At 68.6% G+C, this 16,300-nt stretch carries 10 protein-coding genes and 1 pseudogene; 3 read left to right on the plus strand and 8 right to left on the minus strand.

What is annotated here, in order from left to right:
- The first annotated feature begins 16 nt into the window (after positions 1-16).
- Positions 17-919: a phosphotransferase gene (locus AB0J24_RS21880; protein WP_358684154.1), complete on the plus strand. Its 903-nt coding sequence runs from the start codon at positions 17-19 to the stop codon at positions 917-919.
- Positions 920-1,100: 181 nt separating this feature from the next.
- Here AB0J24_RS21880 and AB0J24_RS21885 read toward each other — a convergent pair whose 3' ends face one another.
- Positions 1,101-1,559 carry a DUF5946 family protein gene (locus AB0J24_RS21885; RefSeq protein ID WP_358684156.1) on the minus strand — a complete coding sequence of 153 codons (459 nt, stop codon included), beginning with the start codon at positions 1,557-1,559 and terminating at the stop codon, positions 1,101-1,103.
- A complete protein-coding gene (locus AB0J24_RS21890; protein ID WP_358684158.1) occupies positions 1,556-2,170 on the minus strand; it encodes a phytanoyl-CoA dioxygenase family protein in 615 nt (204 codons plus the stop codon). Before AB0J24_RS21890 ends, AB0J24_RS21885 begins: the two co-directional genes overlap by 4 nt.
- Positions 2,171-2,739: 569 nt before the next feature.
- Here AB0J24_RS21890 and AB0J24_RS21895 point away from each other — a divergent pair.
- Complete coding sequence (locus AB0J24_RS21895) at positions 2,740-2,964, plus strand: type II toxin-antitoxin system HicB family antitoxin (protein WP_358684160.1); 225 nt, start codon at positions 2,740-2,742, stop codon at positions 2,962-2,964.
- A 100-nt stretch (positions 2,965-3,064) separates the two neighbouring features.
- Here the strand turns inward: AB0J24_RS21895 and AB0J24_RS21900 are convergent, their stop codons facing one another.
- The 3 genes from AB0J24_RS21900 to AB0J24_RS21910 all read right to left on the minus strand — a co-directional run bounded on the left by AB0J24_RS21900 (position 3,065) and on the right by AB0J24_RS21910 (position 9,473).
- Positions 3,065-4,291, minus strand: a complete 1,227-nt coding sequence (locus tag AB0J24_RS21900; protein ID WP_358684162.1) for an amidohydrolase family protein — start codon at positions 4,289-4,291, stop codon at positions 3,065-3,067.
- 3,499 nt (positions 4,292-7,790) lie between these two features.
- Positions 7,791-8,753 (minus strand): ParB/RepB/Spo0J family partition protein, encoded by a 963-nt coding sequence (locus AB0J24_RS21905; RefSeq protein WP_358684164.1) that lies wholly within the window; start codon positions 8,751-8,753, stop codon positions 7,791-7,793.
- Between the two features lie 3 nt (positions 8,754-8,756).
- Complete coding sequence (locus AB0J24_RS21910) at positions 8,757-9,473, minus strand: ParA family protein (protein ID WP_358684166.1); 717 nt, start codon at positions 9,471-9,473, stop codon at positions 8,757-8,759.
- Positions 9,474-9,894: 421 nt separating this feature from the next.
- Here AB0J24_RS21910 and AB0J24_RS21915 point away from each other — a divergent pair.
- A pseudogene (locus tag AB0J24_RS21915) lies at positions 9,895-10,458 on the plus strand (DDE-type integrase/transposase/recombinase); the annotation flags it as partial.
- A 976-nt stretch (positions 10,459-11,434) separates the two neighbouring features.
- Here the strand turns inward: AB0J24_RS21915 and AB0J24_RS21920 are convergent.
- From AB0J24_RS21920 to AB0J24_RS21930, 3 genes are all read right to left on the minus strand, one after another.
- Positions 11,435-12,865: an MFS transporter gene (locus AB0J24_RS21920; RefSeq protein ID WP_358684168.1), complete on the minus strand. Its 1,431-nt coding sequence runs from the start codon at positions 12,863-12,865 to the stop codon at positions 11,435-11,437.
- A 130-nt stretch (positions 12,866-12,995) separates the two neighbouring features.
- The gene (locus AB0J24_RS21925) at positions 12,996-14,771 is read right to left on the minus strand and encodes an FAD-dependent monooxygenase (RefSeq protein ID WP_358684170.1); all 1,776 of its coding nucleotides are present in this window, start codon (positions 14,769-14,771) and stop codon (positions 12,996-12,998) included.
- Entirely contained in the window at positions 14,768-16,297 is a 1,530-nt protein-coding gene (locus AB0J24_RS21930) for an AMP-binding protein (RefSeq protein WP_358684172.1), read from the minus strand. The genes AB0J24_RS21925 and AB0J24_RS21930 overlap by 4 nt, the downstream gene beginning before the upstream one ends.
- Between the last annotated feature and the right edge of the window lie 3 nt (positions 16,298-16,300).

The raw sequence follows: 16,300 nt of genomic DNA on the forward strand, positions 1-16,300 counted from the left end.
GTGCGCGGCTACCGGCGTGGCCGAGGTGCGATTCCTCCGCTCTGGACTCAATGACGTCTTCGAGGTCACCGCCGCGCAGGGCCGGTTCATTCTGCGTGTGTACCGCGCCGGGCGGCGCACCGACGACGACATCCTGTGGGAGTGTGCACTGTTGGCGCACTTGCGGCGGGCAGGTGTGCCGGTCACCGCGGCGGTGCCGACGGATGATGGCCAGCAGTTTGTCGTTGGCCACGCGCCGGAGGGCCGACGGCAGCTGCTGCTCGACTACGCCGAGGGAAGCCTTGTCCGGAGCGGCCGGGCCAAGGGTGGCAAGCCCTCAGTGGTCGAGGTCGTCGAGCAGTACGCCACCGTTGCCGCGGCAGTCCACACCGCGGCCGACGGGTTCGCCGTCCCGCACCTACGCCTGGTCCTCGATGTTGAGCACCTCATCCGTGAGCCGGCCCGCGCTGCGCGTCAGCTGGTGGTCGGACGGTCTGACGTACGCAGGGTCCTGGACACGACCGCTGACCGGCTCGGTGAACTGGTCGAGGAGGTCATGCCTCTGCTCGATTGGGGACCGTGTCACGGTGATCTGTCCGGCGGGAACGCGGTGTTGCGCGACGGGCAGCTCACGCTCTTCGACTTCGACTGCGGTGGACCGGGCCCGCGCGCCTACGATCTGGCAGTGTTCGGCTGGTCGATGGGCCTGCACGGGGCGGATTCCACGGTGGTGGACCGCTACCACGCCGCCTACCGGGCGGCGCGGTACCTGCCCGAGCTGGACCGCGGGCAGGACCAGTTGTTCCAGGCTGTCCGGCAGTTGTGGTTCATCGGGATGCAGACGGCCAACTCGGGCGATTGGGGCTATCTCAAGGCCGACGACGACTTCGTCGATCAGGAGTTCGCGCTGCTGGCCAACCTCGCACAGCGGATCGACTGACCATCACTGGCCAGGTCGCTCAGGCAGTCGAAGCCGATCTGCGAAGGTGGGTCGCAGACTGGAGCACCCGAAGCCGTTCATCTGGACCAGACCGCTGACGACAGCCTCGGACCCTCGGACGACGTGTCCAGCGAATCTCAGACGCGGGACACTAGCCCGGTCGAGAACGACCTTGCTCTGATCAAACCGCCCTGTTGATCACGGCAAGGTCGTTCTCGACGCGCCAGGGGGTGAGCACCGCGGTCGCCCAACGGCGGACCGCCGCGCAGTGCTCGGCCGCCGAGCCGGCCGCCACCACGTCGGTCACGGTGAGCTCACCCCGGTGGGCGGGACGGACCAGCGGTGGCCCCGGCGTCCGGCTCAGCCCGGCGGAGAGCCGGCGGATGCGCCGCCCGTTCGCCGCGACGTCCAGACCGAGCACGACCGCCCCGTAGAGGGCGCCGAGGTGCACCGCCAACGAGTGCTCGCTCACCGAGTCGGGGTGCTGCAGCGTGTACGCGGCGACGGTGAGCCGGTGCACTGCGAAGTACTCCTGGTCGGAGAACTCCCGCTCGGCGAGCACCAGCGCGGCACTCGAGCACTCCGGGGACGGCAGATAGGGCCCGGTGCTCGCCGAGCAGCCCGCGCAGCCGGCCGTCATCCGCCGAAGCGGGACGTGCCCGCCCGAGCGTAGGTGATCTGCAGTGCGTCGCGCCGGTGCGGCCCGTCGTTGCGGGTGCCCGAGTGCCACAGGTGCCCGCTGAACAACAGCACCGACCCGGCCGCGAGCGCGATGCGCCGCTCGCCGGGAACGCTGCGGTTGTGGCTGTCTCTGGGCGCGAGCTTGCGCCACGTGTGCGTGCCCGGCACCACCCGCGTCGCCCCGCCCCGCTCGGTGACGTCGACCAACGCAACGATCGCGACCGCGCCCTGGGCGCCCGTGCCGGGCGGGAGGCCGGCGAAGTCGGCGTGCATCGCCTGGCCGCCGTAGCCGGGGTTCGGCGCGCGCACGTTGACCTTCACCAGCTCAGCGTCGGCGCCCAGCAGGTACTCGACGGCGGCCCGAAGGCGCGGCGCCGAGGTGAGCCCGTCGATGGCCGGACCGGTCGGCTCGGCGTGGCCGGTGCCGATCGGCCCGTCGTCGCGCGCCTCCCGCAGCGCGGCGAGCGTCGCCTCGTGCACGGCGGTCAGCGCCGCGGCGTCGAGCAGCCTGTCGAGGACGACGAAGCCGTCGCGGTCGAGAGCGGTGGTGTCGACGGTCGCGGCGGTCATGCACCCAGTGTGGCCCTTGACGCGACGTCAACCACAACTGGTTTTCGGAGCACCGCCCGATCGCTGCTCGTTGGTCACCACAGGCAAGGGACAGGGCGAGATCGGCGTGCACTCGTAGATGAACGCCTACTTCTGGTCCGACACGCCCTGCGCGCCACGCACGCCCGGCCGGTCACGAGGCCGAGGCGCTGGCGATGCATGCGCCGTCCGCGAGCTGGCGCAAGCCGCGCACCAGCCGATGCCGCGGCTCTACATCAGCCCCACCGGCCGCAACCAACGCGGATACTCGGTCAACAGCTCGGATCTGCGGCTCGACTGCGTCCACCAGCCACCCGCGCCCCCGCCCTCCCTGTCAAGCTAAGCGTCGCGCCCGACCAGTGACGTTCGCCCAGGACACGCGATCGACTTCGGCCACCCTAGACCTGCAGACGTCGCCCGTACGCACGGCTCACGCGCTTCAGCGTCTCCGGACGTCCCGAAGGGCGCAGCGAACTCGAACCTGAAGCAGGCCGTTGAAGTCGAAGCCCGAGCCGACCGATGATGGACGCTAGAGCGGGATGTGAGAGGCCATGACCGGCTACGTCGTCGTGATCGAAGAAGGCCCTACGAGCTTCGGTGCGTGGTCTCCTGATCTGCCCGGTGTCATCGCTGCAGGCGACACCCGCGACGAATGCGAACGCCTCATGCGAGAGGCGATTGCGTTCCACATCGCGGGGTTGATCGAAGACGGCGACGCGGTGCCGCCGCCGAGCAACGCCGTTGACGTGGTCTTCGTCGACCCCGCCGCGGCTTAGACATCTACCTAGCGCAGCCCGCAGCGCCAGGAGCTGGTCTCGGTCTGAGCCAGTCCCCGAGCGCGGCCACCCGCAGGCTCTTGCGACAAGTCAGCGGGTGTCATGGCAGGTGTGGGTCGGCCACGGCGGGTTCTGCGAGGTCTTCCTGGGAGTAGATCCGGCCACCGACGATCACGTGAGAGGGGCGGTGCAGGACGTCGAGGTCGTCGAGGGGGTCACCGTCGACGACGAGCAGGTCGGCGGCCAGGCCCTCACCGACCGCGCCGGTGATCGCGCCGAGCCCGAGCAGGCCGGCCGCGCCGCTGGTGGCGGTCTCGATGATCTGGGCGCGGTCGAAGCCCAGGTCCTCGTAGAGTTCGAGGCTGGCGCGGAACTGGTCGAACAGGGCGTTGGGCATGCCGGAGTCGGTGCCGATGACGTGGGCGACGCCGTGGTCGGTCATCCAGCGGATCTGGTCGCCGAACCGGAAGCCCTCGGGGAAGGTGATCCGCTCGGCCATGCGCCGCCACTGCGGCGGTGTGGTGTCACCGGCGATCGTGGCTTGGGCGGCCATGCGTCGGGCGGCGGCGACGGGCCGGTCGCGTTGTTGTGGCCCGGAGCGCCATCCGCAGTGTTCGATCGTGGCGACTCCGGCCTCGATGCAGTCGAGGATCGCCGGCGTGGCGTGGGCGTGGGCCGCCACGACCAGCCCGTGGGTGGCCGCGTGGTCGACGATGAGCCGGAGCTGGTCGGCGGTGTACTGCGAGTCGAACTCGCTCGGCCCGCCCGGTGTCATCTGCCCTCCCCCGGCCATCACCTTGATCAGGTCCGAGGAGGCCGCCAGGGAGTCGATGGCCGTGCGGATCTCGTGGTCGGTGTCGGCGACGCCGCCGAGGAACCAGCAGTGCCCACCGGTGATGGTCAGCGGGGTGCCGGCGGCCAGGATCCGAGGAGTCGGCGCCGCGGCGCCCTCCCTGGTCTCGTCCCGGACCTGGGCGACCACGCCGTGGGCGTCACCGAGGTCGCGCACGGTGGTACAGCCCGAGCGCAGGCAGGCCCGGGCGTTGGTCTGGACCAGCTCGACGATCTCGGCGCGCGATCGGGTCCGCAGGGTGGCGAAGGGCTCGCGGGTGAGATCGGCGGCCAGGTGCACGTGGCTGTTGATCAGCCCCGGCATGAGGGTCGACCCGGTGAAGCTCAGGCGCTGTGCACCCGGGTAGCGCGCGGCGAGCTCGTCGGCGGCGCCGACGGCGGCGATCCGGTCACCTTCCACGGCTACCGCGGTGCGCTCGCGCACGTCGCCGGCCGGGCCGACGAGGACCCGGTCGGCTTCGAGGATGCGATCCATGATCGGCGCTGTCCCCCTCTTCTGGCGCTATGCCGGCTGGTGACGGTCGGCGTCGGGCTCGCGGTAGCGGGCGAGCAACCGGCCGCCCTGGTACTGGGTGAGCCACCGTGCCACGCGGATCAAGCTACGTTCCGAACTCGCTTCCTGATCACCGGGGGCGCCGCCGGGCATGGTGCGCAGGGCATCGAGGAGCAGGCTCCCGTAACCGTCGCGGCACCGTTGCAGTCGCTCCCGGTGGGTGAATCGGGTCGAGAACAACGAGGGGTCCGGTCCGCGCTCGCGGGCGATCCGTGGGGTCTGCAGGCCATGCTCGCCCGCCTCGTCCAGCCGCGCTCCGGTCTACCCCATCCCCGTTAACACCCCGGCTCCGGGTGACACCGCCGGGTTGCGGATCAGCGGTCCCGCCGGTCGACCGTCGCGTGGCTCAACCGGGCTTTGTGATGTATGCTCGCATAATGGTATGTTATGACAGTTTTGGCGAGCCTCGCAAGGGGCCAACCTTGGGTCGCTGACGACCGGAGGTGCTCCCGGCGGGTGGCGTGGCCAGCAGGCGGGGCGTGCAGGCAAGGTGGTTGGTGCCTAGCGCGCTATCGGCTCAGACCTAGAGTCGATCCCGCAGCGGTAGACGACGAGCTGGGCGGAACGGTCCGTCGGTCGCAGCTCGTCGAGCGATACGAAATGAGAATAGGGGTAACGGGCTCGCTGGGGCCAACAAGGAGGGCGGTGACCGTCGCCCTGGACGCCCCACACGGATAACACGAGAGCTCCAGGATCCCTCGTTCACGCCTGTGGTCAGACCCTGAAGGCTCTGCTGCGGGGTACGGATCGGAGCGATGTGGCTGCGCCCTGGGATTCGCTTGCGGTCGCACCTCGTCGCCATCCCGGGACCTGTGATCGCCGGGCTAAGCCTTTGGCATCGCCGAAGTAAACGCCGTTTACCGCGGCTGATCTGTGCAGGCTCGGCCAGTCGTCGGAGTGTAGCCGGGGCCCGGACCGCGCCTGCCTCCGTGGATCGCACGACGCCAGATCTGATTGAACTGGCAGAGTCCGGCTGTCAACTGGCGGGAGCGTCGGGCACCGCGCGGGCAGGAACCCGCATCAGTGAGTTGGCGGGTCCGCACTCAAGCATCGGGGGTCTCGGGCCGTGGTACCCACGACGTCCGGAGCTTCGGGCCCGGTTCCATCTCCGGGGCGCCGTTGAGCAGTGCTGCCCACCAGTAGTGGGTCGAGGGCCGTGGGGCCGGCGCCGTTCTCGCGGAATCGTGCTTCCTATGTTGTCGGCTCACCACGTCGCGGCGCCGTGCGTGAGAAGCGAGCACGATGCACGGCGCTACCTCTTGGCCATGGGCCGTCGGCAAAGGGGTCGTGGGGTCCGCTGCCGAAGCCCGCTGCCGTGTTGTGTTGGATCTCAGCCGTACCTGCCCTACATCCCCACGCGGTTGCATTGCACGGTCGCGAGCTCGGACCACCTGAGCAGGAAGCCGGATGTGAGTGCCATCGGATTGGCCCCGATCTGATTCGGCCATGCACGGGTGCCGTCCTCAGGACGATGGACTCATGACGCGAGGTCAGCGGCGCCCCGGGCTTTGCTCAGCGCCAGCCGGTCGCTGGTCGCGGCCGGAGTGTTACCGGGCTCAGCTCTCCCGCTGTGGGTCTGCGCTGCATCAGCTCGGCTGCCTCGCGCAACTCGAGCCCCTCTTCTCTGGTCGCTAGGCAAGCGGGGCGTAAACGCCGTTTATCCATGATCGCCGTGTGGTCGGAGTCTAGGCGTATCGCCTCACAGGGAACGGTTAGTCGAGGAGCTGCAGGAACTATCCGCTCCTGTGGGGCGTGCCCGGGGCCCGCGTTTGCGGTGTCTGTCGAGTGACCCCGATAACTCGTCCGGCCGGCACGAAGCGCCGAGGTCCGAAGGACTGATCCGCGCGGCGGTGGGTCGGTTCTGGCTTGTCTCAGCGGGCTCCGGTGGCCCGGTCGAGGTCCGCCCGCCGCGTTCCCGTACGGAGGCGCTCATCGTGGGGGTGCGTAAACGCCGTTTACCGGTCTGACTGCTCCCAGGCTGGTGGCACGGCCCTGGTTACCTTGCTGTACTCGTTGGCTCACCTGCGTGGAGTCCTGTCCGACGCCGGCTTCTATCCGGCCAGTTAGCGGTGAAGGCCGGTCATAGCGCAGTCGGCTCTGCCGCCTCGAGCTGTTCGTGACCCGCCGGTGGACCCTTGCCGCGCGCGTCGACGGATCGTCACCGTTGGAGGCCAGCCGAGCGCACCGTAAACGCCGTTTAAACCAGAGCCCGCGTTCCGTCTCGCTTCACGCACACGCTTCAGGGCACGGTTGCAGCAGACGGCGGCCTCTCGAGGGTAGCTGATATGTGAGGAGAAGACGCAGTAAACGGCGTTTACGCGACAGGTCACCGAAACGACCAGCAGGGCGTGGTCGCGGACGGCGGGAGCGGGGCGACGAGCCGCGTAGTGGTCGAGGGCCGCGCGTTCTCCAGGCTCGCTGTCCCGCCTTGGACTTTGCTGCCGGCTCCGCGGTCGAGCATGCCGTGCGTGTGCGCTCGGGCTCGTGCCGGTCGGATTGGCATGCAGCGAGCACTCTCTGGGTAGCTGTCTCCGTTGTCGGTCCATCGGTGAGTCCCACGTTGTCCAGCTGGCCCGGAGTGCAGGCTTCAGTCACTGCCGAGCTGCCGTAGACGCCCTTGTGTCAGCGCCTGCCTCCCGTCACGAGCTCCGTCCTGTGCCGGACCGTGCGTGGACTTGGTCGGTCGATTACCGCTGCAGCTGTGCAGAGCAGTTGTTGGGGCCGGGTCCGGTCAGGGTAAGAGAGAGAGGTAAACGGCGTTTACGTCCGCCGCGCCGGAAGCGACTGGGCGGGAGACTCTGGGAAGCTGACTGCCGATGCAGGTCACCCGCGGCAGCAGGCTCACGTACTGGTCGCCTGAGTGTGCCGTACCGGCACGGCGTCCGATGACGGTCCGCGCGGCGGGGTCGCCGCACCGCCCGGCGCCTCGGAGCGCGGACAGTCGATCCCGGCGGGACCGGCCCGGCGCCGCGCGGACCGGTAGGGCTGGCCGCAGCTGCTCGGCAGTCATGCGCTCAGGCTCCTCCGCGGCGAGCCGTTCCCGGGCCGCGGGCGTCCGGAGTGCCGTCGACCTCCGGGCCTGGCGGTAACCGAATGCATCGCCAGGCTGCTCCGGTTGAGGCAGGACCTGCGCCTTGATCTGCCATGTCTCAGTCAGCCTGGCGGCGAGCGAGGTGCGGGCACTACCGTGCGGCTCCGGATGCGGCGGCGCGCAGATGCGGCGCGCCCGCCGGCGAACGAGCACGTGGCTCCGGTCACGAGGAGCGTGTAAACGCCGTTTACAGCTGCCCATGAAACGGCCATGCAGGTCTCGTTGACCCGATGCAGGTCTACCTCGCGCCAGCGATCTTCGGGTGTCCCTAGGGTGCGGTCCCTGGGGGTAAACGGCGTTTACGCCCAGGGACCGAGGATGGGGCTGAGGTCACTCCTCGGCAGTCGTGGCCGACTTGGCCCTGTTCTCCGCATCGGCCTCTGGCTCAGCCGACTCGGAGAGGAGTCGGATGAGCTCGGCGCGCTCGGTCTCAGTGAAGACTTCACGGATCGAGGCCGCTGCGCGAGCCGGGCTGGAGACGGCGATGCTCCGCCGCGTCCGCCGCGGTGGTTCTGCCCCGTGCGGTAGCGCCGGGGCAGGTCGCCGGTAAGGCGGCCCGGCCGCTGCGATCGCTTCCTGCTCAGGTTCGGGCAGCGTGCCGAACTGGCGCGCCTGCTCGACCTTCAGCGCTCCGAGCTCAAGCGCTTCACGCAGCGCCGGGATCAGACCGAGCAGCGCCATCCGCTGGCTGACGTACATCGGGGTACGCCCGATCCGGGTTGCGAGTGCCCGCTGGGTGATGTTCGCTTCTGCCAGCAGGCGCCGCATCGCTTCTGCCTCGTGCAGCGGTCCCAGTGCCTTGCGGTGGCTGTTCTCGACGAGCATGACCTCGTACATCGAGGCGACTCGGTCGTCATTGATCAGTGCCGGGATCTGCTGCAGGCCTGCGACCGTGGCCGCGCGCAGTCGGCGGTTGCCGATTAGGGCGATCCATCGTGCCCCGTCGACAAGGTGTTGCTGATCGGGGTAGCGATCGGCGAAAGCAGCCGCGGTGCAGACCACGATCGGCTGCAGGACGCCGTGGCCGCGGATGGTGGAGACGAGCTCGTAGAACTCGCCGTCCTCATCGTCCTCGATCGCCCGCTGGTTGAGCGGGTTCGGCACGATCTCCGTGACCGGCAACATCGACGTCGCAGGCCCCTGTTCCGGGACTACCGGAGATTCCCGAGCCTCGGGAGGTTTCGGCGTTGGCACCGGAGTTGCCTCGACCACAGGCGGCGCGCTTGCGGAAGCGGCGTAGTGCTCTGGGAGCTCTTCGCGAGCGAGCTCGGCGAGGTTGACACGCTTGCCCATGGGTCACTCCTCACTGGCCGCGTAAACGCCGTTTACGTCGCTGGAGTGCCGGGGGCCTTCGCTTCCAGAGCCCAGTACCTCGAGTGCGAGGCGGAAGAAGTCTTGCCGGGCTTCGAGCGCGACGCGGTTCTTCGCGTACTGCACTACGGTGATGCCCTCGGCTGAGGCACGGGTGTGCAGCTTGTAGTGGCGGATGACGGTATTGAATACCGGCCAGCCCCGGGCGGCGACGTACTCGCGGGTCTGCTCCAGGTCTCCGGCCCCGTCGCGGGGGTCCCAGTTGTTGAGAAGGACCCGCCACGGCACGCCAGCCGGTTCAATGACGCTCTGGATGGATCGGGTCGCGGGCGAGAACGACAACGGCTCTGGCTCGAGCGGCACGATGACGTCGTCGGCCTGGGTAAGCACCGTTCGAAGGATCGATTCGTCTTGGAGACTCCCGGGAGTGTCCACGAAGATGTGCGAGTACTGCTTGATCTCGCGCAGCGTGCCGAGCAACTGTGGGTTGTCGTGGCACTGCTCGAAGTCGAACGGGAGGTCGTCCCCTACGCGCTGGGCCCACTCGAGCATCGATGCTTGGGGGTCGGTCGAGACCCCCAGAACTGGTGACGAGTCGGCGGTTCCCCCGAGGGTGTCTGCGACGACCGCGGCCAGGTTCACCGTGACGGTGGTCTTGCCGACCCCGCCCTTCTGATTAGCGATGACGTGCACGCGCGCCATGAAGTAATCCCCTCCGTCTGCTTCCCGCCCGGCGGGCGGTACTTCGGATCGGCTCCGATAATCGCAGATCACCGCTATCACTCTGCGCAGCAGGTCGTCTGTGGCGCGTCGGAGCCCAGCTGCGCACCGGTAAACGCCGTTTACGCCGCAGCCGAGGACTGGTCACGACTCAAATATCGAACAGCTGTTCGACTTCGTTGACCTGAGGTCGTCGGAGTTGTGTCATGTCTCAGGACATCGGTGACGATCCTGCGTCGGGACATCGGTGACACTGGGGGTGTTGTTGGTGGTGACACTTCCGTCGCGAGGCTGCGGCGGTGCCCGCCCAGGAACCCATCGATCCCCGTGTCCGCCTTGCGATTGCGCAGTGGCCTGACGACGCGCCGCGGGGGCGGTCTCGACGTTCTGCACCGAGCACGGCATCTCGCGAAAGTCGTTCTACGAGCTCCGCAAGCGGGCCCGCGCGGAGGGCCCCGCGGCGGTGCTCGAGCCCCGCTCCCGACGACCCCGGTCGAGCCCGTCGAAGCTGACCGAGCAGACCAAGACCCAGGCGGTCGCGGTGCGGGCCGCGCTCGAGGCGTCCGGGCTCGACCACGGCCCGATCAGCGTGCACGACAAGATGCGCGCAATGGGCCTGAGCTCAGTGCCGTCGACGGCGTCGCTGGCACGGATCTTCCGCGAAACCGGGATCTCCCGCCGGGAGCCGCGCAAGAAGCCCCGCTCAGCGTGGCGGCGGTTCGTCTATCCGGCGCCCAACGCCTGCTGGCAACTCGACGCCACCGAGTACGTCCTGACCGGAGGCCGCAAATGCGTGATCTTCCAGCTCATCGACGACCACTCCCGCTACGCCGTCGCCTCCCACGCCGCGCCCGGCGAGACCGCCCGCGACGCGATCACGGTGTTCAACAAGGCCGTAGCCGCCCACGGAGTGCCGCAACGGCTCTTGTCGGACAACGGGGCCGCGCTCAACCCGACGCGTCGGGGCGCTTGGTCGGGCAACTCGTCTCCCATGTCGCCGGGCTGGGCACTTGAGGCGCTCTGGGTCCGGTGGAGACTCCACCGGACCCAGAGCGACTCACATGGACTGGCGACGTGGAACGACGACGCCATGGCCGATCCGCGCCGCTCACACCAGGAACGGGACATGTGATCCTGCCCGTAGGCCTCATGTGCAGACCCAGGCGGCGTCGAGAACGCGACCGAGCATCTCAGTGGCCAGCGCCGCCTTGGTGGCGACCTCGCCCCTCGTCAGCATCGCCGCGCCCCGGCAGCGTTCCCGGTCACCGGCCCGGTACTCCGCGGGCCGCGGATCGCAAACGCGGCACCCGCAGCGAGATACCGCGGAAGGTCGGGTTCTCCACGTCACCGCGATTCATTGCGATATCCACTCGCGTCACACAACCGGGAGCGATCACGTGTGCGCCGTGAGTGACCGGGCTCGACGCGTTCGTTCTGGCCAACACCCTCCTTCACCAACCCCGCCCGATATTGGCGCGTCCTGACCACGCCGTATCGCTGCTGACTGAGATCGGAGTGTTGACCCGTGCGTGACGTGGGGCCGTCCAACAAGACCCAGCAGACCACCGAGACCCAGCTCCGAGCGAACCTCGAGGCCTACCACCCTGCCCCGCTCGGTTGTTCTCCCCGGTCGGCCGCCACGTCACCTTACGCTGAGTGCTCCCACCCGGTCCCGGCCGTCGCGTCACGGATTTAAGAGATGGTTCAGAATGAGCTCGGCGTGTCTACAGCAGACACGCCGAGCTCATTCTGAAGCCATCTCTAAGCCTCCCGACACGCCGGGACGATGCAAACACCCGGCTTGCCAAGTACGACGACATCATCACTACCGCGGTCGCCGAACATCCCGACACCGATCCTCGCTAGTTCCCCGGTGATCCTGACCGGCCCGCCACGAAACTCGAACCGTACCGCTGACGCCTCCCCGACCTGGGGAATCGCAGTCAGCGAACCTCGGGGAGAGTGCCGGCTGTGTTGGAGTTTTCAGGGGCAAGGATGACCTGCGCGGCGACCCCGGGCTCAGTGAGCTGCTCGAGGCTGAGGCCGGTGGTGCGTGGCCCGAAGACCAGGACGAATAGGCAGGCGAAACTCAGCAGGACCGCTGAGGCGATGAGCACACCGGCGGCACCGAACGCGGCAAGGATCGGCAGCCCAACGAACGGCATTACCCCTGCGCTCAGTCGGCCGAGACTATAACAGACGCCGACCATGGTGCTGCGAATGCGGGTAGGGAACACTTCCGCCATGTACATGGTCGAGGAGCTGCCGAGGACATTGGCGGCGACTCCTACGAGGAACCCGGCGAGCAGGATCAACCAGTCGGAAGCAGCGAACCCGAACACCAGGCCAAAAAGCCCAGTTCCGGCGGCCGCGGTGATGACGAGGGCGCGGCGTTCGAGGCTCTCTGCGACGAAGGAGGCGAGCGCGGCTCCGAGCGGATAGCCGATCGCGATGATCGCGGTGTAGATCAACGACTGCGTGACGTCGAACCCCTTGTCGACCAGCAAGACTGGGGCGAGCGAGCCGAACCCGTAGTAACCCATCGTGCCGAAGACGAGCAGCGCCCCGATGGCGAGCACGCGACGAACGAACTCCGGCCTTGGTATCTCCGCCGCGCGGGTGGCCGGCTCGATGGAGGCGACCTCGGGCACCGGCGGCAGTGGGGTCCCAGTGCGGCGCATGATGGTCGCCTCGATCCTCGCCAGCTCGGCTTCGGCCTTTGCCGTCTGCCCTGTTGCCACTAGCCAACGCGGAGACTCGGGCAGGTTCCGGCGCATCCACACCACCAGCACCACCCCCGAGCTACCAATGATCAGCAGCCAACGCCATCCGTCGATCAGCCAGAAGACCTGGGCGAGTGGCGCGCCAAGCAGGGACACCACGGGGAACGACAGAAATCCGATCGTCATGGCCAGGCCGATGTAGCGGCCGCGGCGCTGTCGGGGAATGAACTCGCTGAGGTAGGTCGGGATCAGCGCCGCCTCGGCGCCGGCGCCGAGCCCGGCGAGGAAACGGCAGGCAATCAGCCACCAGACGTTCGGCGCGGCAGCGGCGAGCAGCCCGAACCCGAGGTAGATCATCAGGTTGATGATGAACATGCGTTTGCGGCCGAACCGGTCGGCAAGTCGCCCAAGGGTCAACGCACCGGTGAACATCCCGAAGAACACCGACCCGACGAGCAGCGCGCTCTCCAGAGGCCCGAGCTCCCAAGCGGGACGGAGCACGGCGAGCAGCACGCTGCCTGCGAAGACTTCGAAGAACTCAAAGAACAATCCGATCCCAACGATCACCACTAGCTTGCGGTGCCAGGAGGAGACCGGAAGGCGTTCGAGACGGGCGGCGACGGCGGCCGCATTGGGCAGGTCGGTGGTCATGGCGCGTTCCTCGTACGTCGATGGGCGAGAAGGCAGAAGTCGGGTGGTGTCGGTGCTCGCACGGCACGGTGGGCGGCAGGCAGACGGTGGGCGAGCACCGGGGCGCAGACATCGGTTGGGCCCGGCGCGGTCAGGGACTGCGGCGCAGAATCTCGTCCAGTGCGCTCCGCAGCGTGGCGCGGGCGTCGGTAACGGCACCTTGGCTGCGCCAACCCACGTGCCCGTCGGGCCGGACGAGGACGGCACCGTCGTCCTCGACCTGCCGCACGCGCGACCACTGCCCGGTGAGATCGGCGACGGGGCCGGTCGGTGTCACCGCGATGGTCGTCAGGGGTAGGCCCGTCTCCTCGACGAGCGAGCGGGCGGCTTCGGCGAAGGCCTCGCCGTCGCGCCCCAGCAGGAGCAGGAGACGGCCACGGCCAAGCAGGTCCAGCGTGGACATCCGGCCCTGCGGGCCCTCCAGCCAAGCGTGCGGCATACGGTGTCCGGGGCGCGTGGTCGGCCGGTAGTCGTGCCCCGCCGGGTCGCGACGCGGCGCGGGAGTGCCGTCCGGGACGAGAGCCCCGTCGGTGTAGACGTAACCGAGGTCGATGTCATGAGCCTGGAACTCACGGCGCATCGCCTGCGTCGCGACGTCAGCCACCATAGCCCGGCGGATCTCGCCACCGCGATCGTCCGCGAAGTAGGCAGTGAGTGCGGCGGCATTGCGCTCGGAATCCCCTGCCACCAGCCCGATCGCGGCCGGCAGCACGGCGTGCCCGTTGAAGGTCATCGTCGACCACTCGATGTGCTGACGGGCGATCGGAAGCCGCTCGGGTTCGTAGGTGTCGAGCAGCGCTACCCCGGCGTGGCCTTGCAGCACGGCGGCGAGCTTCCAGCACAGGTTGTGCGCGTCCTGGAAGGCCGAGTTGAGCCCGAGCCCGGTGGTCGGCGGATGCCGGTGCGCAGCGTCTCCGGCGAGGAACACCCGGCCCTCCCGGTAACGCTGCGCGTGGACTCCCTCGAGCACCCAGTGATTGACGCTGAGCACCTCCAGGTCCAGATCCGGGATGCCCAGTAGTTCCCGGATGCGGGGTGCCACGGTCGTCGTGTCGAAGCGCGCCCCCTCCTCCACCGGCATGGAGAAGTGCACAGCCCACTCCTCGGACTTAGGGCCCCAGTGGTGCGGGCCACGGGGACCGAGGTTCCCGTTGGACCACAGGCCCCGGGCGCTCGCGTTGCAGAACCAGGTCTGCAACGCGCCGTCGTCGGGCACCCACTCGGAGAGGTCGGCGGTAAAGTACACCGTCACCATGTCCAGCAAGTCGGTCCGGCCAACCATCTCGATCCCGAGGGCCCTGCCGATGGTCTTACCACCGTCCGCTCCGAGGAGGTACCGGGCCCGGACCGTGGTCTCCTGGCCCGAGGCGCGCTCCACCACGACCGCGGTGACGCCGGCGCCGTCCTGGGTGAAGCTGGTCAGCTCATGACCGAACCGGGCCCGGCCGGGGTTGCGAGCCTCCGCATGCCTGCGCAGCAGTGGCTCAAGCCGGATCTGCGGGAGGTCGGTGCAGACGACCGGGCTGTCGGCCTCGTACCGCTCCCGCAACGGACCACCACCGTAGGAATCGATGCTGAAGATCGTGCGCTGGTCGAGCGGCCCGTCACCGCCAAGGGACGTGGCGAACCGGACTTTCGACATGTTCGCCAGGGGCGCGCCGACCACGTAGACCTCGTCGGCGACCCCGTGCTGGCGCAGGATCTCCATCGTCCGCTGGGACAGAAAGTGGGCCTTCGGCAGCTGCGAGGTGGAGTCGTGCCGTTCCACGAGAAACGAATCCACGTTCAAGTCGGCCAGCATGATTGACGCGGCCAACCCGCAACCTCCACCCCCGACGATCAGGACCTCGGTCTCGATTTCGCTCATGCCCTCGCCCCATTCGTGGAGAAGCGCTCCCGCAGGCCGCGCTTGTCGATCTTTCCGTAGGTGTTGCGCGGGATCTCGTCAACAACCTCGACGGCGCGCGGTGCCTTGTACGGGGCGAGCAAGCCACGGCAGTGTCGGGACAGCTCTGCGAGCAGGTCTGGCGGCGTCACCGGTCCGGTGGGAACGACCACCGCGGTTACGATCTCACCCCAGGTGCGGTCCGGAGTCCCGATCACCGCAGTGTCGGCGACGGCGGGATGTTCCAGGAGCGCCCGCTCTACCTCGACTGCGTACACGTTGGACCCACCGCTGATGATCATGTCTTTGGATCGGTCGAGCAGGTACAACCGGCCGTATCCGTCGAGGCGGCCTAGGTCACCGGTGAACAGCCACCCGCCTCGGAGCGCCTTCGCTGTCTCCTCGGGCCGGTTCCAGTACTCGGTCATGACCGGGGGCCCCGAGACCGCGACCTCGCCGACCTCGTTCTCGCGCAGGACCGCACCGGTGTCGGGGTCAACGACCCGGATGTCCATGCCCGGGCGCGGATATCCCGCCGAGCGCAGCAGTGTGAGGTCCGGGTTATCGGGATGGGGATGGTCGGCGGCTGGGAGCCATGTCATGGTCATCGGTGACTCGCCCTGCCCGTACAGCTGGACCAGGACACGGCCGAAGGTGTGCAGCGCGGCCGCGAGCTCGGTAGGTGGGAAGGGTGCGCCGCCGTAGACGACCGAGCGCAGCGCCGGAAGCTCCGGGGCCGCGCCGCTGAGGTGATCGACGAGCATCGTGATCTGCGTCGGCACCATCCAGGTCGTGGTCACCGCCCGGGTACGCATCAGCTCCAACACCGGGGCTGGGGCGAAGCCCTCCGCGACCGGGATCACTTGGTGCGCGCCGCGGGCCACGGCGGCCAGTGCGTGGAAGCCCGCGCCGTGGCTCAATGGTGCGGCGTGCAGAACGACGTCACGCTCGTCCATTGGGGTCAGGTCTGCGAGCCAGGACGCCACGACGAAGGCCAGCCCACCGTGAGTGAGCACAGCGCCCTTCGGTCGTCCGGTAGTGCCGGAGGTGTAGAAGAGCCAGGCTGGCGTTACCGGTGTGACGTCCGCGATCTCGGCCGGTCGGTCGGCGTGCTCCAACACCAGCGTCTCATATCCCGAGCCCGTCGCGAGCATCGGACACGACACGTCGCCGACCTCGGCTGCGCCCGCCTGATCGGTGACCAGCACCGCCGCGTCAGAGTCCTCGACGTGGTATGCGACCTCCGCAGCGGGAAGCTTGGCGTTCAGTGGGACCAGCATTGCCCCCGCCGCGAACGCCGCGTACATCGTCTCGATCAACTCGGGCCGGTTGCGCATCAAGACAACGACTCGATCACCCGGACCAAGGCCGAGCCCGCGCAGGCCGTGTGTGAGGGCGGTGACGCGACGATCGAGTTCGGCCCAGCGCAGGGTCTGCTCACCCCAGGTCACCGCCGGGCGGTCCGGATACCGGGCAGCGACCTGGCCAAGCATGCGTGCAAGGTTCATCGC

It is taken from the genome of Pseudonocardia sp. NPDC049635 (genome assembly GCF_040659795.1).
Taxonomy (GTDB): domain Bacteria; phylum Actinomycetota; class Actinomycetes; order Mycobacteriales; family Pseudonocardiaceae; genus Pseudonocardia.

What these genes read in the sequence shown, in the direction of transcription:
- AB0J24_RS21885 (WP_358684156.1), bottom strand. Translation starts at nt 1,559, where the DNA reads ATGACGGCCGGCTGCGCGGGCTGCTCGGCGAGCACCGGGCCCTATCTG.
- AB0J24_RS21890 (WP_358684158.1), bottom strand. Translation starts at nt 2,170, where the DNA reads ATGACCGCCGCGACCGTCGACACCACCGCTCTCGACCGCGACGGCTTC.
- AB0J24_RS21895 (WP_358684160.1), top strand. Translation starts at nt 2,740, where the DNA reads ATGACCGGCTACGTCGTCGTGATCGAAGAAGGCCCTACGAGCTTCGGT.
- AB0J24_RS21900 (WP_358684162.1), bottom strand. Translation starts at nt 4,291, where the DNA reads ATGGATCGCATCCTCGAAGCCGACCGGGTCCTCGTCGGCCCGGCCGGC.
- AB0J24_RS21905 (WP_358684164.1), bottom strand. Translation starts at nt 8,753, where the DNA reads ATGGGCAAGCGTGTCAACCTCGCCGAGCTCGCTCGCGAAGAGCTCCCA.
- AB0J24_RS21910 (WP_358684166.1), bottom strand. Translation starts at nt 9,473, where the DNA reads ATGGCGCGCGTGCACGTCATCGCTAATCAGAAGGGCGGGGTCGGCAAG.
- AB0J24_RS21920 (WP_358684168.1), bottom strand. Translation starts at nt 12,865, where the DNA reads ATGACCACCGACCTGCCCAATGCGGCCGCCGTCGCCGCCCGTCTCGAA.
- AB0J24_RS21925 (WP_358684170.1), bottom strand. Translation starts at nt 14,771, where the DNA reads ATGAGCGAAATCGAGACCGAGGTCCTGATCGTCGGGGGTGGAGGTTGC.
- AB0J24_RS21930 (WP_358684172.1), bottom strand. Translation starts at nt 16,297, where the DNA reads ATGAACCTTGCACGCATGCTTGGCCAGGTCGCTGCCCGGTATCCGGAC.